This window comes from Thermobaculum sp. T2p (genome assembly GCF_059335935.1).
Map to the genome: position 1 here is coordinate 1 of NZ_JANZYQ010000007.1, position 18127 is coordinate 18127.

The following is an 18127-nucleotide window of genomic DNA, read 5'->3' on the forward strand; positions in this document are numbered from 1 at the left end:
GAAGGAGGTAGCGCTATTCCTTCTTTGATACATATGATTCATCGTCCTTGGCTGCTTCCCTTGGTCGTTGCAGCCGGGGGGCTGCTGTCTGGGGTTATAGTCTTTAGTCTGGCCCCGGAGGCGGAAGGTCATGGCACCGATGCTGCCATAGCCGCCATTCATCACAAACAGGGTAGGATGAGGGGTAGGGTGCCTTTGATCAAGCTGGTGGCCTCGGCCATCACCATAGGTACTGGTGGTTCGGCTGGTCGCGAGGGCCCAGCAGCACAGATCTCTGCGGGTTTTGGCTCGATGCTTGGCGGATGGTTGCGCTTGAGCCCTCAGGATCGGCGTATACTTGTGGCGGCTGGTATAGGAGCTGGCATAGGGGCGATATTTCGTGCTCCTCTGGGCGGGGCGGTCTTGGCCGCCGAGATACTGTACCTGCACGATTTGGAGGTCGAGGCCTTGCTGCCGGCACTTATCGCTTCCATAGTAGGCTATACCATATATGGTTCTCTATTTGGATTTACTCCCATATTTGGTTCTCAGCCGGATCTGGCGCTCACGTCTCCTATACAGCTGTTGTACTACGCTATCCTTGGGATGGTTTGTGGCTTGGTAGGTATATTGTATGCCCGTATATTCTACGGTGTATCCGATATCTTCAAACTCTTGTCTCTACCGAACTGGCTAAAGCCTGCTGTTGGTGGCCTCGTGGTTGGGTTGATGGGTATTAGGTTGCCGCAGGTGCTCCATATGGGGTATGGATGGTTACAGATAGCTATGACCCCCTCGCTACGTTCCATACCATTGTGGCTTATTTTGTTGCTTCCTTTCGCAAAGATCCTGTCCACTTCTTTATCTATTGGTAGTGGAGGATCGGGGGGTATATTCGCTCCAGGAATGTTCATAGGCGGTATGGTGGGGGCAGGTCTATGGAGGTTAGGAGTCATGTTCTTGCCGCATATGCCGATCACCCCTGCTCCTTTTGTCATAGTTGGGATGATGGCGCTGTTTGGAGGCGTAGCCCACGCGCCCTTAGCCGTGATGCTAATGGTTGCCGAGATGACCGGCAACCTCTCGCTTTTGGCTCCAGCTATGATCGCGGTAGCCGTGTCCTACAGCGTTGTTGGGGACGTTACCATCTACTCTAGCCAGCTACCTAACAGGGCTAGCTCTCCCACGCATCGCATCCAGATGAGCTTTCCTCTGCTATCCTCGTTGGTGGTTGGCGATGCTGTATCGGGTGTACCTCCATTGGTGGGTCCTAGTGAGCAGGTTAGGGATGTTAGGATGCACCTACGGTCTTGTGATTATATCGGAGTATGCGTTGTGGATGGCAGTAGATACCTGGGGGCCGTCTCGCGTGATCGGCTAGAGGCGCTTGGTGATGCCCAGGGAGATTTGCGGATGGAATCCTTGGTTGATCCCGACATCTTGCCTGTTAGCCCGAACGCTCCTCTGGATCAGGCTATGGAACAACTTGCAGCCCAGCCTTTGGGCTGGGCTCCGGTAGTATCTGCCGAGGGTGTTGTGGGGCAGGTGACCGTGCGTGACGCTATCAGGGCTTATCGGAGATTTCTGGAGAGGGGTGTCAGGCGAGCGACTGATCTGCCTCCTGGAACTATGCTGCTGGAAGCTAAGATCAGCGCCTCCTCGCCACTTGCCAACAAGCGCCTGCGAGAGGTTAGTCTACCTGCAGGGGCCCTCGTCATATCCATCAATCGCTCTGGAGATGTTGTTTTCCCGCGTGGCGACACGCGTCTAGAGCCTGGGGATCTTGTAGTGGTCACCACTACGTACGCTAGCGAGAAAGAGCTGCGATCCTTGCTAGCTGGCAAGTAGAGAGGGCTCGATTGGGCTTTTGTGAAGACCCTATGGGCTGGAAGGGAGTTTGTATAGATCATGTCCTATCTGAGTGTTTTGTTGGTTTCATGGGAGTGGGATCTCAGGATAGTTATTGCCCTTATTGTTGGTGTCTTGTTGTACATCGTTGGTTGGACTAAGCTTAGATCCCGTGCAAGGATCGAGCCCCCTTCCCGCCTCCAATTGTGTAGCTATCTGCTGGGCACAGGCGCTGTTGCGATCGCTCTTCTCTCTCCCCTCGAGGTTTATAGCGATCAGTTGTTTTCCGTACACATGGTTGAGCATATCTTCTTGCTGGAAGTAGCTCCACCACTAATATGGGCATCTCGTCCCATATTGCCATTGTTATGGTCGCTTCCTTACTCAGCACGTAGAATTCTACCCAGACTCTTTCGTCCAAAAACGCGGATCAGGGCCCTATTCCACTTCGTTACCAGTCCTGTCGTGACGGCGACGGTATACATCTTTGTTGTGGGAGTTTGGCATCTACCAGCGTTGTACGATAGTGCACAAGGAGAGGGGATAGTCCATTATCTTGAGCATGCTATGTTTCTTGCTTCAGGGTTGCTCTTCTGGTGGCCGGTACTGCATCCTGCAAGTGGGCGGCGTAGGTTGGGCAGGGTGGCTGTTGTCCCTTACATACTTCTGGCTGCCGCCGAAGGGGGGCTCTTAGGAGGATTGTTTACTTTCTATGATCATGTAGTGTACGTCGTGTACGCAGATCCCCATAACCCCTTTGGACTCACACCCCTGCTTGATCAGCAGCTGGGAGGTATAGTCATGTGGGCGTTTGGAGGGGTGATATACCTTACTTGGGCCTTCGTCTTGCTCGTGTTGTCCCTTCTACAAGAAGAGCGTGAGGTCAATAGTCACAATGCTCACCTGCATGGACCTATACCCCTACGACGCTAGGGGAAGGGGCTTCCATTCCAGCCTCTCTGCTCACGAGGTATCCTGGCGCTCTAGAGAGGCTTCTGATGGATGATCACGATGGATAGAGGGATTTATCAGGCGGTGCTTCTACTATCCATTGGTTTGTCGCCAGACCCCCTACCGCGCGTAGCCTTCGCGCTCGACCCTCTTCTTGCGCGTCGCGAACCCAACACCTTGCTGCAGGTCTATGCTCTTATCGAGTACAGTAGGTTACAGCTGCGAGCCAAAGCGCCCTTCTCTAGGTGTTGTGCGTACGCTGTCGCCCTAGAGTAGCTCGGGATCGTGGGCTAGGTGTTCTTACCAAAGCAGATACGTATGGTTTATGTTGGGCTAAGGTGCTCTGGTCGTGGTACGGGCTTCTATAGGGAGTGAGGTTTCAGTGGGTCCGCGGCGACAGATACCTGCGCGAGACGCAGAGCCCGAGAGCCTATCGTGCCGCTGTCACGACGCTCTTGCTTGGCTGCCTAGACCTATACCCAACGCGCTTTGCCTACAAGGTGTAAGGGTTAGCCGGGAACGGCAGGAAGGTGCTGTTCCTGCCGGTGCTCTATGGGCAGGGAGAACCCTGCCCGTTAGTGTCCCCTGAAAGCTTCCTCCAGCCACTCGGCTACTACCGTTGGCACTACTTTGGCATCCACGAGCATAGGCGTTTCCATGCCCTCATCTATCCATGCCTGCACGGCCTGCAGGTCCTCCGATCGCCTTACTGTGGTCGCCTTCAGGCCGGCCGCCTCTGCCAGCGGGGCGAAATCAAACTCAGGAAAGCGTACTATATCCAAAGGCGCGCCCTCGGGGGCGAAGTGGTGCACCTCGGCGCCGTAGGCGGAGTCGTTGTAGATCACGATCAGCATCCTAAGGCCCAGGCGCGCCACGGTCTCCAGCTCGGATAGCCCCATGAAAGCTCCTCCATCGCCCAGCGCCGCCACAGTCAGCCTATCTGGCTGGGCTATCGCCGCCCCAATCGCGGTGGCCATTCCTAGACCTACAGACTGGTAGGCCTGGGTGAACACAAATCCTTGTGCGTCTGGGACGTCGATGTACATCGCGGGGTAGCCCATGAAGTGGCCGGAGTCTGTGACCAATACCTTCTCCTCGGGCAAGATTTCATTGAGGCATCGGGAAAGGGTGCGTGGATCTATCCGGCCATCACCGCTGGCATCTTGGTAAGGCGCGTGCTTCCATGCTCCATGGGCTATCTTCTCTTGGATCTCCTGGCTACGCCAACCCTGCAGGGTTACTCCCTGGTCAATTAGCTCCCTTAGGATGTCCAGTGCTGCTTGTCTGGCATCCCCTAGTACAGCTATGTCCACCCGGTGGTGTGCCCCCAACGCCTGAGGCTCGTTGTCTATCTGTACTACCGTGGCCCCTGGATTGAGGAGCCTACCGTGGCGAGTGGTCCACATGTTTAGGGATGCGCCAAACGCCAGCACTAGGTCGGCACCGGCAATGAGTTCGGCGGCTACAGGAGAGGCGAATCCCCCTGATATGCCGAGGTACCAAGGGTTACCAGAAAAGAGCCCGTTGGCAACTGCCGATGTGGCCAGCAGCGCTCCTATCTGCTCTCCCAGCGCTTCTAGGGCGTCCCTGGCCATTGAGGTTACCGCTCCCCTACCGGCTAGGATGAGCGGGCGCCTAGCGGCCTCGACAGCGTAGAGGGTTCGCATTACGGCCTCTCTGGAGGGGCGTACGGGGTATATGGGAGGTATGGGAGGTATGGTTACCTTCCCCTCGAAGGCCTTGGACTGCACATCCAGCGGCAGCATCAGCACGACGGGAAGCCTCTCCACTTGTGCCCTCCACCACGCCCGCACAGTATCCTCCACCGCCGTGGCTGGTCCGTGCACCCGTTCAGCGATAGCGCCTACCGAGCGCACAAGGGCCTCTTGGTCTATCTTGAAGTTGGAACGGATCGCGGATGCTGCGGTGTCCGCTGCCAACAGCAAGAGCGGCGTGCGGCTCTTGACAGCTTCCGTTAGTCCTGTCATTACGTTGGTTAGTCCAGGTCCCTGGTGGACCGTGCAAACCCCTACCTGCCCAGTGCACCTAGCCCAAGCATCCGCCATGGTGATCGCTGCGCCCTCGTGGCGAGCCGCTACGAAGTCTGCGCCCCAGGAACATAGTGAGTTGCTAACGTGGAAGTTGCCACTACCGATTAGCCCAAAGAAGGTATGTACCCCAAGCTGTGCTAGCGTCTCAGCGACTGCGTCGTAGACCCTTCTCTCCATATCTTACCTCTCGACCAACGCCAGTACTCTAGCGGGACTACCCGTACCTCCAACTATGGGCAGTGGACACACTACCAATAAGGCTCCTTTGGGAGGAAGCTTCGCTAAGTTAGCAAGCTGTGTTAGGCCGTACTTGCCTGCTCCCAGCAGGAATGCGTGGCAGGGAAAAGGAGGGTCGAACGAACCTGCCTGCCCGGCGTCCGTACCAACGGTCTCCACCCCTATACCGATAATGGGAGATCTCTCTGCAAGCCATCTAGCGCATTCCACGGACACGCCTGGGGTGTGCGATCCCCTCTCGTCCACATTGAGGAAAGCCTCCGGGCTACCTGCTCTGGCGTCCCAGCCAGAGCGGAAGAGCAGCCATGATCCCTCAGGTAGGGGACCGTGCTCTTCCTGCCATTGCTCTATATGCTCGACCTCCAGCAAGAAATCTGGGTTCTCAGCACACTCGCTGCTCTTGTCGATTACTACGGCAGGCGCCACTAGGTGGCGCAATGGTATGCTGGCCACATCCGCGCCATCCTTACCTGTGATCCAGTGGATCGGAGCGTCGAAGTGCGTTCCCACGTGCTCGCCCAAGCTTATGTCATGCCAGAACCAGGCCGGGCCCTTGTCATCGTACTTGCTGACCACCCGTCGTGTGAAGCTCTGGGTGTTGGCAAAAGGTGGGGGCAGCTGGATGACCGGCGTGTTCTCCGAGAGGGGCGAGGTGAGATCGATCACCTCCACGCTCCCCCCTGATAGGCTATCGACAAGCTGTTGCAGTAAGGACATACCATCCTCCTAGAAGGTGTTGATGCTAGAGGGCATGATAGAGATGCATCGGTATGGTGTCAAGAGCTGTCCAGGATGTTGGAGGCTAGTACCCCAGGAGATCCTGGAGCTCCTTCTCGGACTGCTTGCTGAGGGGCACCATCGTGCCCGCCGGGTCGTCCAGCTGCAGGCTGAAGCTGTTGCGGGTGTACTGCACCACGGACTTGACGTGCTGTAGGTTGACTAGGTAAGCCCTGTGGGCACGGAAGAACCCCCTACCCACTAGCCTGGACTCAAGCTCCTGAAGCGTCAGCTGTGTGTACGCCTCGTCAGTGTCCGTGCGCAGGATGGTCTGGCCATCCCGCGTGGTGATGTACAGCACGTCGGCTGGATCGAAGAACATGATGTGGTCTCCCTTACGTCCAGGTATCCTGTAGGGCACATGTCGCTCTCTGCTGGTGTCGGTTGTGCTGGAGCGCGCTACAATCCTACCATTAGAAAGCTCCAGTATCTGGGTGCAAAGCTTGCCCGCCCAGGAGACATCCTCCTCCGCTATGATCGTTATGCCCCCCTCTGCAGCTCGCTGCCTCAGCAGCTGGGACAGCAACTCCCTGGTGTCGAAGTCGGTGCGCAGCGAGGGCTGGTCGAGCAGTAGCAACCTAGGTCTGAGCGCCAGGGCACGGGCCAGCGCTAATCTTCTCCTACCGCTGGCGGAGAGCTTGCTTACGGTGGTTCCTGCCTGATCGTCTAGCCCAAGCTGGCTGAGCGCCTCCATCGCCTGTTGGTCCGGCACGCCGTGCAGCCTGCAGGCCATTAGCACGTTGGCCTTTACGCTCAGGCGATCGTACAGGAGGTCTTCCTCGAACACTAAGCCTATCCTGGAGCGAGCCCTTGGAGATCTATGGACGTCCTCGCCGTCCAACAGCACCCTGCCCCTGCTTGGGATCACTAGCCCCCCCAGCAGGTGTATGAGCAGGGTCTTGCCGCTGCCTCCGGGCCCGGCCACGGCCAACACCTCACCGTCGGCGAGCTGCAGGGAGTCGATCGCCAACACGGTGCGGCCTCCATCTATCTTCTCAAGCCCTTCCAAGCACAGCATGGCCACCCTCTGCTCTCGGTGCACTATTCTAGCACAGCCTGTAGCTGCTCCATTTGGCCCGACATATGATCCTGTCACGTCCTGAATAGCTCCTCTCATGGCTTTCTTATGGTCCCGACGCTCGCCAAAGCTTACACTAGCTTGTAGCTACGGAGTCGGAGGTGCAATGTGGAAGAGGAGTCAGCGATACAGGTTAGGGGTCTGGTGCGGTGTTTCGGGCCCAAGCGCGCCTTGGACGGTGTCAGCTTCGAAGTGCGCCGAGGGGAGATATTCGGGCTGCTGGGTCCCAACGGCGCTGGCAAGACTACCATCATCAGGGTCCTGACCGGCCAGATCGCACCGCAGGAGGGTGATGCCAGGGTAGCCGGTTGCGACGTGGTTCGGGACAGGGCTCTGCTGCAGCGCTGTATAGGCGTAGTGTTCGAGGAGCAGCTGCTCTACGAGCGCCTGTCGGCTCGGATGAACCTGGAGTTTGCCTGTGGTTTGTATGGGGTCGATCTCAGCAGGGTAGATGAGGTGCTGGAGCTAGTGGGTTTAAAGGATCGTGCTGCAGACAAGGTCGCTAGCTTCTCCAGCGGCATGAGGCAGAGGTTGATGATAGCACGGGCGCTGATCCATCGTCCACAGGTGCTCTTCCTGGACGAGCCCAGCAGGGGGTTGGATCCTGCTGCGACCGCGGTGGTACACGCAGCCGTTCTCGAGCTCAGAAGATCGGGAACCACCATCCTGCTAACTACCCACTACATGGAGGAGGCCGAGAAGCTATGCGATCGCCTGGGGTTCATGGTGGAAGGGCGAGTGGTGGCGATCGGTACGCCCCTCGAGCTGCGCCTGCAGCATGCACAGCGGCGGATGCGGGTTTTATTGGATGAGGATCTTGAAGAGCAGGTGTTGGATCTGGACGATCCAGGGCAGGTGAGCCGACTCATGAGCTGGATAGTTGGAGGGCGTGTGCGGTCGGCGCACACGATGGAGGACTCCCTGGCGGACGTGTTCCTTCGGGTGGCTGGTGCTAAGCTAGAATGATCGATCTGGAGGTGTGGGTATGAACTCGCGTGCGATCCTGGCTATAGCTAGAAAAGACGTCCTGGAGGTGCTGCTCAACAAGCAGCTGCTGATAGTGGTGCTGATGGTACCGGTCATGTCGGCCTTCTTCCTGTTCATGGGCAGGATCATAGGTCGGGAGACTGTGACTAACTTGCTGGTGTACGACCCGGATTACAAGGGCGCCGATGCGGGCCTCGCGGGAGTGGTGTCCCAAGGGTTCGGCGACGTCAGGGTGACGCTTGCTGACTCTCCCGAGGAGGTCGCCGGGGCATTTGGGCCGAACCGTGACGGTTCCTACGCGGTCGGCCTGGTGGTGCCGGAGGGCTTCGAGCAGGCCGTGCGAGCCGGAGAGCGCCCGATCGTCCGCCTGTACCTGGATGGAGATGAGGTGGGTGAGTCTCGGGCCCAGCTCCTGCAGGCCGCTCTGGTGAACTATGCGAGGGGGTTGCTAGCGCCCGATCCTATCCAGATAGAGGCTCAGGTGGTCAACCCTCCGCGCTCCAGCCCAGTGGCGGATATCAACAAGTTCTACCTGGTCACTGCCCTTGCCTTCTCCTTCGTGCTGGGGTCCATGCTGGCACCGTGGCTGTTAGTGGAGGAGGTCGAGAAGAAGACCATTAAGGTATTAATGGTCTCACCGGCTTCCTGGTGGGATATAGTGCTAGCTAAGGCGCTCGTGGCGGGCGCCTACCAGTTGGTCATGTCTCTCCTGGTGCTGGTCATCATGTGGCAGACCGGTACGTACCTGTCATGGTTGCTGCTGTTCATCCTGGCGGGCACGCTCTTCAGCGTGGTCCTTGGTTTACTGGTGGGCAGTATCCTGCGCTCGCAAGGGGCGGTGCAAGCGTTCTCTGGGCTGAGCGTCTTCGCCTACATGTTACCTGTGTTCCTGGCCAACCCGTTGTTGACCGCCAATTCGCAGGGGGAGCTCGGTCGCTGGATCCGGATACTGCCGACGTACTGGCTGATGGACGGCATTACAGCCTCCGTGCTGCGGAGCCCGTCGGTGGGCACCCGCCTGGTGGTAGATCTCCTGATATCGCTGGGATTTGCCCTGCTGTTCGGGGTGGCCGCCGTGCACTACATGAGGCGGCAGGCAGAGGTGGCCGCTACGCTGTAAGCGGCCACCTCTGAGACGACCCAGATGTCGTGTGTCACTATATTGACAAACTTCGATATTTGTGTTAGTATCAGCCAAGCGAGGACGTTATGGAGTACGTGGCCACTGGACAAGACGATCGCGAGTGCATCTGCGTTGGGGGTGATCCCCAGAACCTGTTGGAGAGGGAGGAGCTCGAGCAGGAGGCTTCCCTGCTACGTGCGCTGGCCGATCCCACTCGCCTGGGCATACTCAAGCTTTTGGCAGCAAGCGAGCGACCGGTATGTGTCTGCGAGCTGGTCGACAGGTTTCCCTTGGGGCAGCCCACCATCTCGCACCACCTCGGGATCCTTCGCAAGGCTGGGCTGGTGACTGCCCATAGGCAAGGCACGTGGATGTACTACAAGATCCAGAGGCCCAGAGTGAAGGATGCCCTCGTATGCCTGGGGGAGCTCGTATCCATGGATAAGTGAGGTGTATTTTGTGACCCTTTATATCGATAAACATCGATGTAATGTCCGTGCTTGGAGCTCCCGTGATCCCTGCTGAAAGGAGGTGCGCCATGTACGATTTCTGCTGTGACGATGGCTGTTGCGGCGGATGCTGCCCGCCTTGCTGCTAGGCATCGCTACTGTCAGGCCCGCGGACGCTTTTCCTCTCCTAGCGAGCGTCCGCGGGCCCTAGATGCTCGACAAGGTGTTTTCCTGCTATCATCTAGAGAAGATGTGTCCTGTACTTGGGAGGGTCGTTGGATGGATCCTGGGTTCATAGACAGGTTGGGAGGACTGAGGGGGGCGGTCGGTCTACTGGTCCTGATAGTGAGCCTTGGGGCTCTGCTGGGGATAACCATCTCTCTAGGGCTCAGCAAGTGGTATCCGGTCATCAGGTCTGGTGGAGGGGAGCTTATGATCATTATCATCACCTGCGTGTTGGTGACCATATGGGTGCTGGGGGCGGTGAGAAGATAGGTTGGGAGGATGCTCTTGAGCGAAGGCATAGTGCTCTTTCTGCTTGCGATGTGCCTGGGTTACGTGTACGCCTTCGTCGGAGGGTTCACTGATGCCGCCAACGCGATCGCTACTTCTGTGGGGACCAGAGTGCTCTCTCCCAGAGCCGCGGTCCTCATGGCTGGCGCCTTCAACCTGCTGGGTGGTATGACCGGCACGGCCGTGGCGGTGACGATCGGTAGGGGGATCGTGGACCCGGGGGTGCTCACGCTGCTAACGGTGGTGGCCGCTCTCGCTGGTGCCATGTCCTGGAGCCTTATCACCTACCGCTTCGGGATACCTGTGAGCGAGACGCACGGTCTGGTTGGAGGGCTGGTGGGGGCTGGCATCGCCACCGCTGGTCTGGATGTAGTACAGTGGCAGGGAGTGACGAAGGTGCTGCTGGCAATCTTCACCTCCCCTAGCCTCGGATTCATAGGAGGTATGCTGCTCATCACGCTGATCTACTGGCTCTGTAGGGGTATGAGAAGAAGGCAGGCCAACAGGCTCTTTGCCCATCTGCAGAGGCTATCGGCTGCGTACATGGCCTTCAGCCATGGGAGGAACGATGCGCAGAAGCCCATGGGAGTGCTCGCGCTGGCGATGACGCTGCATTTTGGGTGGGAGGAGCTGGTGGTGCCGCTGTGGGTGGCGGCATCCGCAGCCACGGTGGCTGCCATAGGTACAGCCTATGGCGGCTGGCGCATCATACGCACCATCGGTATCAAGATGGTGGACCTCAAACCAGTTGAGGGTTTCGCTGCGGAGGTGTCCGGGGCTTCCGTCATCCAGGTGGCCTCGGAGCTAGGCATTCCCATCAGCACTACGCACGCGATCACCTCCTCGATAGTGGGAGTGGGGGTCACGCGCAGGACCACCGCGGTCAGTTGGGGTCTCGCGGGTAACATAATGCTCTCCTGGATGCTGACCGTGCCGGCCACGATAGCGCTTGGGTGGCTTTACCTGGTGGTGATGCGCTCGCTGCTTAGCTAAGGAGGAGAGAAATGTCTGACCGTCGATTTAGGGTCCTGTTTCTGTGCACTCACAACTCGGCACGCTCCCAGATGGCGGAAGGTTGGCTGCGTCACCTGGCTGGAGACAGATTCGAGGCCCACAGCGCTGGTACAACTGCTACCAAGGTGAGTCCGCTAGCTATCAGGGCCATGGCCGAGGTTGGGGTGGATATATCTGGGCAACAGAGCAAGGCGTTAGATCGCTATCTCGGCGATCGCTGGGATTACATAATCACCGTCTGCGACCAGGCCAGGGAGTCATGTCCGTACTTCCCTGGTGGGGGTACAAGACTGCATTGGTCCATTCCTGATCCCTCTAGCGCCGAAGGTAGTGAGGAAGAGAGGCTACAAGCCTACAGAAGGGCTCGGGACATGATCAGGGAGAGGATAGAGTCGGAGATACTCGGTAGGCCTGAGGGCCAGGAGCTAACCTCCCAGTCTTCCTGAGGAGGCTGGGATAGATTCTTGTGGTCTTCTGCCTGCGGGATCATCATCTTCCCGAGGAGTCCTTAGCGGCTGGCCAGGGCTGTCCGGGACGTGGGAAGTGGGCCTCAGCGTCGTCCAGCACCAGCACCCAGTCGGGTCCCCCTCCTGGTGGGGAGAAGGCCATATGGGGGCCTTTGGGCATGATGCCTATGTGCTGGGCGGTGCCCCTGCGGGGGTCGTACCACCAGGCGCTCACCCTCTCCCCTCGCAGGGGGGCCAGATCGATGTCCACGGTCCTGCCGGATGGAATGTACACCATGAGGTAGGAACCATGAGCATCGCGGGTGGCTCTAACGTGATGGGTGTTCTCGCCTACCTCCGACAGGATGACGGACTGATCCGGTATGCGCGAGAGGTAGGGTCTGGACAGTAGGAGCCAGCGGGCATATTGCACCTGAGAGGATCCCGGCAGGTGGAGCGCCTCGTACCAGGATCTACGGGTGGCCAGCATGGGGTTTCTCCCCGGCAGCCACATCTGCCACACGGGGTTGCAGCCATAGGTATGACCGTGCGCGCCTGCAAACAGTGCCCAGTAGAGGGCCTTGCGCACATCGTAATCGTCTAGGTAGCCTTCCTCCAGCTTGAACTGGGAGGCCATGTCCTCGTAGCCGGGCTCGGCATCCATGCAGGGGCGAGTGGGCTGTAGAGAGTAGTCCTTCTCTATCCATCGCCAGTTGCCGATGTTGCGTACGTGGCCGCTCTGGCACATGTGCAGGTCGAGCCACTCTTCCTCATGCAGGTAGTCGGAGGAGGAGTGCTGTCCCCAAGTGTGGAACCCCATTAGGTGGTTACCGCCATCCCCCTCGCGCAGTCCCTCCGCCATAGCCCGGACTATCTGCCTGTGGGACTCGGACTCGATCGGTCGATCGCCTCCCAGGATCCAGATGATGGGGGCGTCCTTGTAGCGTTGTCCAAGCCATCTGCCGTAATTCCTGGCGTTCTCTGGATTGAAGATCTCGGGACCGACTCCCCACTTCCTGTTCCACTTATCGCCCCAGGTAGGTAACATGCCTATGTACAATCCCAGGGAGGCGGCGAGCTCGACTATAGAGTCCACGTGCTTGAAGTAGGGCTCGTTGGGGCGAGTGGGATCTTTGTCCAGCAATGGCAGGTCGCCGTTGGGATTGGGGACGGTGAGGCCATCCAGCTCAGCGAGGGCCACTGCTTGGATAACGGTGAAGCCCTTGGCGGCACGATCGCGTAGGTACATCTCTGCCTCCTCGCGCGTGCAGCGGTGGAAGAGTTCCCAGGCGGTATCTCCCAGGTAGAAGAAAGGAGAGCCGTCGTCTTGTACCAAAAACCTGCGGTTGTCACTGACCCTGATCAACTTTATATCCTCCAGGGGTATTTATCCTCTGCCGAATACTTCTGGGTAGTCCTCTATCTGCTCGCTCATGGGGCGATCGTACCTGATGGTCACCACTGCATAGCCCAGGTCCCGCAGCTGGGCCCTTACTTGGGCGTCCTTTTGAGCCTGCTCGGGCTTGTCATGATGCGGCCCATCAACGAACACGCATATCCCAGGTATCCCCTCACGGTCGTAGTAGAAGTCCGCCTGGACGTAGACGTCGCGGGAAGGCCTGTACTGCGCGTGGTCGGGCAGCCTGAAGCCATGTTTGTACAGGTAGGTAAGGAACTGCCCCTCCAGCTCGGAGTCTGCTACCTGCAGCAGCTGCCTGTACTGCTCTTCCCGGGACACGGCGCCCACGGGCTCGACCGTGCTGCCCGCGAGCGCCAGGAGGGTCTGGCGCACCTTCCTTCGGTCCAGCATGTGGTGATACTGCTGGTTGCCGTAGCTCAGCAGACAGTCGTAGCACGCCAAGGCACAGCGCTTGACCCACTCTGGTATCTCAACTCCCGTATCGGGGTCGTAGTGGCAAATCTCCAGCGCCAGCCTGGCAACCGCTCGCAGGTCCTCCTGCGAGCTCAGCAGGCGCTCCCACACACCTGCCCCAACGTCGGAGGGGTCGTACAGCAGGATCTTGGAGTGCTCCTGCTGCCCAATGAAGCTCAGCCCTAGCTCTTCCTCCTCCAGCTCGTAGTGGATCTGTATGGCTCTGTGAAGGACCGTGCCCAGCGTGTACATCCGGACCTCGTTCGCGTCCTCCTGTGCCGAGGGAGCCACTAGGAGGATGTCGCTGGTGCTGCGCACATACGGGTGCACGCCGGTGATCAAGTTGCCCCTCTGCTCGCTCTGGTGACCGTTGTCGTCGGGTGGCTGCCACTCACCGGAGAGGCTATCTATCCTGAAGCCCTGCTCCCTTCTCCGCGGGGTGGATCCCATATTGACTCTATAGATCTCGCCCTGCGGGATGTGCTGTAGCTCCAAGAGGGTATCGCCGTTCCTGTCCTTCACGATGAACCTTTGCGATCGTTTGTCCTCGGCGACCTGGTAGTAGGTCTCCACGTGGAAGTTTCTCCTGACCCTGTACTCTTCCGAGGAGCTTATGTGGCTCTCGGGCACCGTCCGCACAGTGGGCTGCTCCATGAAATGGTCGATGAGCTGCGAGCTGGTGCCGTCCAGGAGAGTACCACATTGCTGGCAGACCTGCCTGGTGTCCACCTCCGTGTCGTATAGGTAGCCGCAGGCCTTGCAGACCAGGACCCTGCTGATGTACCTCTCTATACCTCCTGCTGGTACAAAGCAGTACCTCACTCTGTGCTTCTTCCCTTCGTGGTAGATAAAGGTGAGCGGTCCGAATTCCGTGATTCCCAGGCTCTTGCGCCTCTCTATAACCTGGAACTTGTCCTCGGTGCGTACAAGGGCCCGCACCGGCAGGTTGGGGAAGCTGTAGGATGGGATGAAGCCCTCGGAGGCCAGGTACCTGTAGGGGTAGAACTCGGACATGTCTTCTTCTTCGGCCTGGTTGAGCAGCAGATCGATCTCGCGATTGGCCTCCCTCTGCTGTCTCTCCAGTTTATCCCTCTCTTTCTTGCTCAACCTTGGGAAGCTCTGTTTGGTTAGAGCCTCCTGCAGCTGCCTCTGGGCTGTGCCGTACAGATCTCTCCAGCGGTCGAAAGCCCTGTCAAATGCCTGTGGAGAGTTGATAACTATGTCCCGTATCCAGTCCTCTTTGAACCATTCTGGAGGGGCATCTGGAGTGTGCTCCACCATCTTCTTGGCTGTGCGCACTATCTCCTCCAGGTGGTTACGCGTGAGACGCTCTATGTCCTCCCACAGCTGTGCTTGTATGGGGTAACCCTCCTGCTCTATGTTGAGCACGTCACCTATGCTCTTGCCCAAGCCCACCTGTATCGTGCTCAGCCATATGGAGTGGATGTGGGACTCGATCAGCTTCTGGTTCGAGAGGTCGATCCTCGGGGGCAGCACCGCACCGTGGATCATCCTGTCCTTCCTGCGGAAGAAGAAGGCATCGTGCGGATTGCCCTCGCTGCTGAATGTGAGGATGAGGGCTGGTTTGCCCCCTCGGCCGGCACGTCCGCTGCGCTGAGCATAGTTGGCGGGAGTGGGTGGCACGTTGCGCATATGCACCGCCGACAGATCCGCTATGTCTATGCCCAGCTCCATGGTGGGCGAGCAGTACAGGATGGGCAGCTCACCTCTTCTGAACTGGTCCTCTCTCAGGCGCCTCCGCTCCGGGTCCACCTGTCCGGTGTGTTCGCCGGCGCGAATCTTCTTCATGCTCTGGGCACGTTGCTTGTATAGGTGGGTAAAGTAGTTGCTTGTGCGCTCCTTGAGATGCTCTGTGCGCACCTTGTGCACTGATTTCTGGTTTATGGGATTGGGTGAGGGCGGAGTGCCATCGCCGGGCTCCCACAGGAGCTGGTCCAGGTTAATCATGACGCCCCAGGGCTCGCCACCCGACTTGAGGACGTAGAACAGGCTGCCGTCCAGCTGGAGGCATAGCTGTTTTATCACCCCCTCGAGCTCCTCGACCTCCAGGTGATTGCCCACCTTATTCCGTAGGTACTTGCCCACCTTCGATCGCGCGCCTAGGCTTATGGTGTCTCTGCCGTTCTCTCCGGACTTGGGCACCTGAGCGCCCGGCAGCAGGGCGATCTTGGATGTAATGTAGATATCCTCGGGGGTCAGCGCCCAGTTGTCCTTCAGGTACTCTGTGGTGTTGGTGCAGAGCTTGCTGCGCAGCCATTCGCGTTGGAGGTGGTCGGAGCGAATGACCAATCTCTGGCGCAGGTAGTCCAGGACGTGGCGCAGCACCGCCTGCCGCTCTTGGGGAGATGCTTCCTCGAAGAAAGGCAGTCCTTGCCAGGCCTGCTCCTCCCCACTGATCCCTTCGAGGTCCCTGTAGGTGATCCTGACCAGCCCGCACTGCTCCAGATTAGGCAGGGACAAGCGCCAGCCAGATCGCAGGTCGGTGAGCGCCAGGTACTGCAGTAGGTTAATCATCGCATCCCGAGCTCTTGAGTAAGCGGTCTGTGTTTGGGCCTCGCTCCTCATGAACTCCTCTGGCTGGAGGTCCAGGGCCTCGAAGATCCTTCGCCCAAGATCTGAAGCCTCCAGACGACCGTGCTGCTCCAGCGCCCTCAGTAAGGCTCCGCGCACTGTGACTAATTGGGCGAAGTCGTTGAGGTGGCCTGCCTGCAGCGAGGCATCCTGACGAACGTCGGTGAAGCTGAGGATCTTCTGGGCCTCTGGCTCCTCTCCCAAGTCAGCCATGTAGAGCACGGCGTCGCTCGTAAGGATGGTGGTGGCGGTGGACCTCCCCACCTGGCTCAGAGTGGACAGCTTGGCGAAGTCACCCTCCCTGGGGTCGAACGTCGTCATGCAGCGCAGGCACAGCACGAAGGGTCTGGGGATGAACCAGCAGGCCATGGCGTCATCGAGCCCCTCCAGCTTATACCCATTACCGTTTGGGTGAATCCATATCCGCTGAGGCTTGTATTTCCTGTAGCTGGACTTGAGTCTCGGTCCGTATGGACCATCCTCGAGCCACTCATCGGGCAGGTCCTCCTCGTGCCCGCTCCACAGCTCGTCGTTCGCTATGGCGACATAACCTTCCTCGCCGTCCTCTTCCTCCTCACTGGTGATCGGCAGTAGCCTGGGCGAGCGCTGCCTAAGCTCCAGCTCACCAGCAGCGCTCGAGGACAGCTTGGTGACCATATAGTACTCCTGGCCGCATTCCCGGCAGAAGACCATAGGGAACAGGGCTACCTGCGGATCCCTTGGGGATCTTTGCTGACCATCGAAAGTGAGGTGCTGCAGCCTGGTAGAGGGAGGCATTATGGGACCATAGAGCGTCTTACCGGATGATAAGAACTGGTGTAGGCGGAACGCGAGCACGGGATCACCCGACGGGGTCTGCGCGCTGCTGCCGGCGTCCAGCAACGCCTTGAGCTGCCTGTTGCACTGATCTTCGGGCAGCCCCGAGCTCCTACTCAGCTCTTGCAGACCATCCTGATAGCTCCTGGGCTCGCGCCGCACGAGCCAGCCTTCCTCTTCCTCCCTGATGCCGAAGGCGTGCTCCACCCAGGCGGTGAGGGGATGAGCACGCACACTGGCCTCTTCCGCTGGTGGCGTAGGTGACAGCACAGCCTCGACCAGCTCCTGCTGGGTGCGAGGTACCGAAGAGAGGGCTATGCGCTGCAGCTTCTCCTCTATCACCGCGTCCTGCCCTAGTTTGACGCCGAAGATGCGGGCTCCTATCTGGGCTATCTGTTCCCTGCGCTCGGCGCGGCTGCCGCTGGTGGTCAGTGTGGCAGAGGTGCCTATGAACGTGATGTCCCTCGCGCTCTTGGCCCTTAGCCTCCGCAGCAGCATAGCCACATCCGCTCCCTGCCTACCCCGGTAGTAGTGGAGCTCGTCCACTACTATAAACCCCAATTGAGATGTGGTCCGGCTTAGTATAGGCCTCTCCTGCGGTCGCAGCAGCATGTACTCCAGCATCACGTAGTTGGTCAGCAGGATGTGGGGAGGGTTGTTGATGATCCCGTTGCGGTCCTCCTCGCTCTCCTGTCCTGTGTATCTGGCGAAGGTCACAGGGCAATCGGGCCATCTGTTCTTAAAGCGTCTAAGGGCCTCCAACTGGCTGTTCACCAGGGCGTTCATGGGGTAGATGATCACGGCCCTCACTGAGCGTTCCTGGGGATTATGCCTGAATATGTAATCCACTATGGGGACTAGGTAGGTCATGGATTTCCCGGAACCCGTGCCGGTGCTCACCACATAAGACTCTCCTCTAGCCGCTTTGTGGACCGCTGCCTCCTGATGGTGATACAACCTGAGTTGGGGATCAAAGAATCGTGCCGTCTCCGAGGTGATGATCCCCTGCTGGGCCAACTCCTCTAGGGTGTGGGCCGGCTCGTACGAAGGGTTGAGTTGCAGGACTGCATCTGGCCACACCAAGCCCTTGTCAAGCTCCTGTTGCACGAACCGCTCGATCCACGCGTCTTGGATCTTGATCAGGCTTTTATAGTAGCGCTGGTAGTTATCGATTATCTGGTCTCTTAGCGCGAATATGTCCATGCAACTTTCCCCAAGCTTAGAGTAGAACGATTACCTATTATAAGACTAGTGGAAGATTGTATAAATAAATATATCTGGATTGTAAGATACCACTTCTCAATTTTGGTCTTGGGTAAGCGACGAAGGCACAGCCCTTTCAAGAGCCGAGGAGCTAGCTCGAAGCCTGTGGAGACCCTGTGAATAAAGGGTA

14 protein-coding genes are annotated in these 18127 nt (G+C 58.6%); 9 read left to right on the forward strand and 5 right to left on the reverse strand.

Translation table 11 applies throughout. The features are described from left to right. From N2245_RS03400 to N2245_RS03410, 3 genes are all read left to right on the forward strand, one after another. Window positions 1–1827 (forward strand): chloride channel protein (locus N2245_RS03400; RefSeq protein WP_494535325.1); only part of this gene is annotated, 1827 nt, incomplete at its 5' end. Between the two features lie 60 nt (window positions 1828–1887). Beyond that, a complete protein-coding gene (locus tag N2245_RS03405; RefSeq protein ID WP_494535326.1) occupies window positions 1888–2760 on the forward strand; it encodes a cytochrome c oxidase assembly protein in 873 nt (290 codons plus the stop codon). Window positions 2761–2838: 78 nt separating this feature from the next. Then, window positions 2839–3054: a hypothetical protein gene (locus tag N2245_RS03410; protein WP_494535327.1), complete on the forward strand. Its 216-nt coding sequence runs from the start codon at window positions 2839–2841 to the stop codon at window positions 3052–3054. A gap of 299 nt (window positions 3055–3353) precedes the next feature. Here N2245_RS03410 and N2245_RS03415 read toward each other — a convergent pair whose 3' ends face one another. The 3 genes from N2245_RS03415 to N2245_RS03425 form a co-directional block, all read right to left on the reverse strand. After that, entirely contained in the window at window positions 3354–5006 is a 1653-nt protein-coding gene (locus tag N2245_RS03415) for a thiamine pyrophosphate-binding protein (protein WP_494535328.1), read from the reverse strand. A gap of 3 nt (window positions 5007–5009) precedes the next feature. Further along, complete coding sequence (locus tag N2245_RS03420; RefSeq protein WP_494535329.1) at window positions 5010–5783, reverse strand: cyclase family protein; 774 nt, start codon at window positions 5781–5783, stop codon at window positions 5010–5012. An 85-nt stretch (window positions 5784–5868) separates the two neighbouring features. Then, window positions 5869–6939, reverse strand: coding sequence for an ATP-binding cassette domain-containing protein (locus N2245_RS03425; protein WP_494535330.1), 1071 nt, complete (start codon window positions 6937–6939; stop codon window positions 5869–5871). A 90-nt stretch (window positions 6940–7029) separates the two neighbouring features. Between N2245_RS03425 and N2245_RS03430 the strand changes: the two genes are divergently transcribed. From N2245_RS03430 to N2245_RS03455, 6 genes are all read left to right on the forward strand, one after another. Beyond that, window positions 7030–7887 (forward strand): ABC transporter ATP-binding protein, encoded by an 858-nt coding sequence (locus N2245_RS03430; RefSeq protein WP_494535331.1) that lies wholly within the window; start codon window positions 7030–7032, stop codon window positions 7885–7887. A gap of 19 nt (window positions 7888–7906) precedes the next feature. Beyond that, on the forward strand, window positions 7907–9028 hold the full coding sequence (locus N2245_RS03435; protein ID WP_494535332.1) for an ABC transporter permease: 1122 nt from the start codon (window positions 7907–7909) through the stop codon (window positions 9026–9028). 89 nt (window positions 9029–9117) lie between these two features. Continuing rightward, window positions 9118–9480 (forward strand): ArsR/SmtB family transcription factor, encoded by a 363-nt coding sequence (locus N2245_RS03440; RefSeq protein ID WP_494535333.1) that lies wholly within the window; start codon window positions 9118–9120, stop codon window positions 9478–9480. 105 nt (window positions 9481–9585) lie between these two features. After that, window positions 9586–9975, forward strand: coding sequence for a hypothetical protein (locus N2245_RS03445; protein ID WP_494535334.1), 390 nt, complete (start codon window positions 9586–9588; stop codon window positions 9973–9975). Window positions 9976–9984: 9 nt separating this feature from the next. Continuing rightward, window positions 9985–10986, forward strand: coding sequence for an inorganic phosphate transporter (locus N2245_RS03450; protein ID WP_494535335.1), 1002 nt, complete (start codon window positions 9985–9987; stop codon window positions 10984–10986). A gap of 11 nt (window positions 10987–10997) precedes the next feature. Then, window positions 10998–11453 (forward strand): arsenate reductase ArsC, encoded by a 456-nt coding sequence (locus tag N2245_RS03455; RefSeq protein ID WP_494535336.1) that lies wholly within the window; start codon window positions 10998–11000, stop codon window positions 11451–11453. 43 nt (window positions 11454–11496) lie between these two features. Here the strand turns inward: N2245_RS03455 and N2245_RS03460 are convergent, their stop codons facing one another. Continuing rightward, a complete protein-coding gene (locus N2245_RS03460) occupies window positions 11497–12819 on the reverse strand; it encodes a glycoside hydrolase family 140 protein (RefSeq protein ID WP_494535337.1) in 1323 nt (440 codons plus the stop codon). Window positions 12820–12840: 21 nt separating this feature from the next. Further along, window positions 12841–17937, reverse strand: coding sequence for a DEAD/DEAH box helicase (locus N2245_RS03465; RefSeq protein WP_494535338.1), 5097 nt, complete (start codon window positions 17935–17937; stop codon window positions 12841–12843). Between the last annotated feature and the right edge of the window lie 190 nt (window positions 17938–18127).

Bases quoted from the DNA above. Each gene is read 5' to 3' on its own strand.
- N2245_RS03440 (WP_494535333.1), top strand. From the start codon at position 9,118: ATGGAGTACGTGGCCACTGGACAAGACGATCGCGAGTGCATCTGCGTT.
- N2245_RS03450 (WP_494535335.1), top strand. From the start codon at position 9,985: ATGCTCTTGAGCGAAGGCATAGTGCTCTTTCTGCTTGCGATGTGCCTG.
- N2245_RS03405 (WP_494535326.1), top strand. From the start codon at position 1,888: ATGTCCTATCTGAGTGTTTTGTTGGTTTCATGGGAGTGGGATCTCAGG.
- N2245_RS03465 (WP_494535338.1), bottom strand. From the start codon at position 17,937: ATGGACATATTCGCGCTAAGAGACCAGATAATCGATAACTACCAGCGC.
- N2245_RS03420 (WP_494535329.1), bottom strand. From the start codon at position 5,783: ATGTCCTTACTGCAACAGCTTGTCGATAGCCTATCAGGGGGGAGCGTG.
- N2245_RS03415 (WP_494535328.1), bottom strand. From the start codon at position 5,006: ATGGAGAGAAGGGTCTACGACGCAGTCGCTGAGACGCTAGCACAGCTT.
- N2245_RS03410 (WP_494535327.1), top strand. From the start codon at position 2,839: ATGGATAGAGGGATTTATCAGGCGGTGCTTCTACTATCCATTGGTTTG.
- N2245_RS03455 (WP_494535336.1), top strand. From the start codon at position 10,998: ATGTCTGACCGTCGATTTAGGGTCCTGTTTCTGTGCACTCACAACTCG.
- N2245_RS03435 (WP_494535332.1), top strand. From the start codon at position 7,907: ATGAACTCGCGTGCGATCCTGGCTATAGCTAGAAAAGACGTCCTGGAG.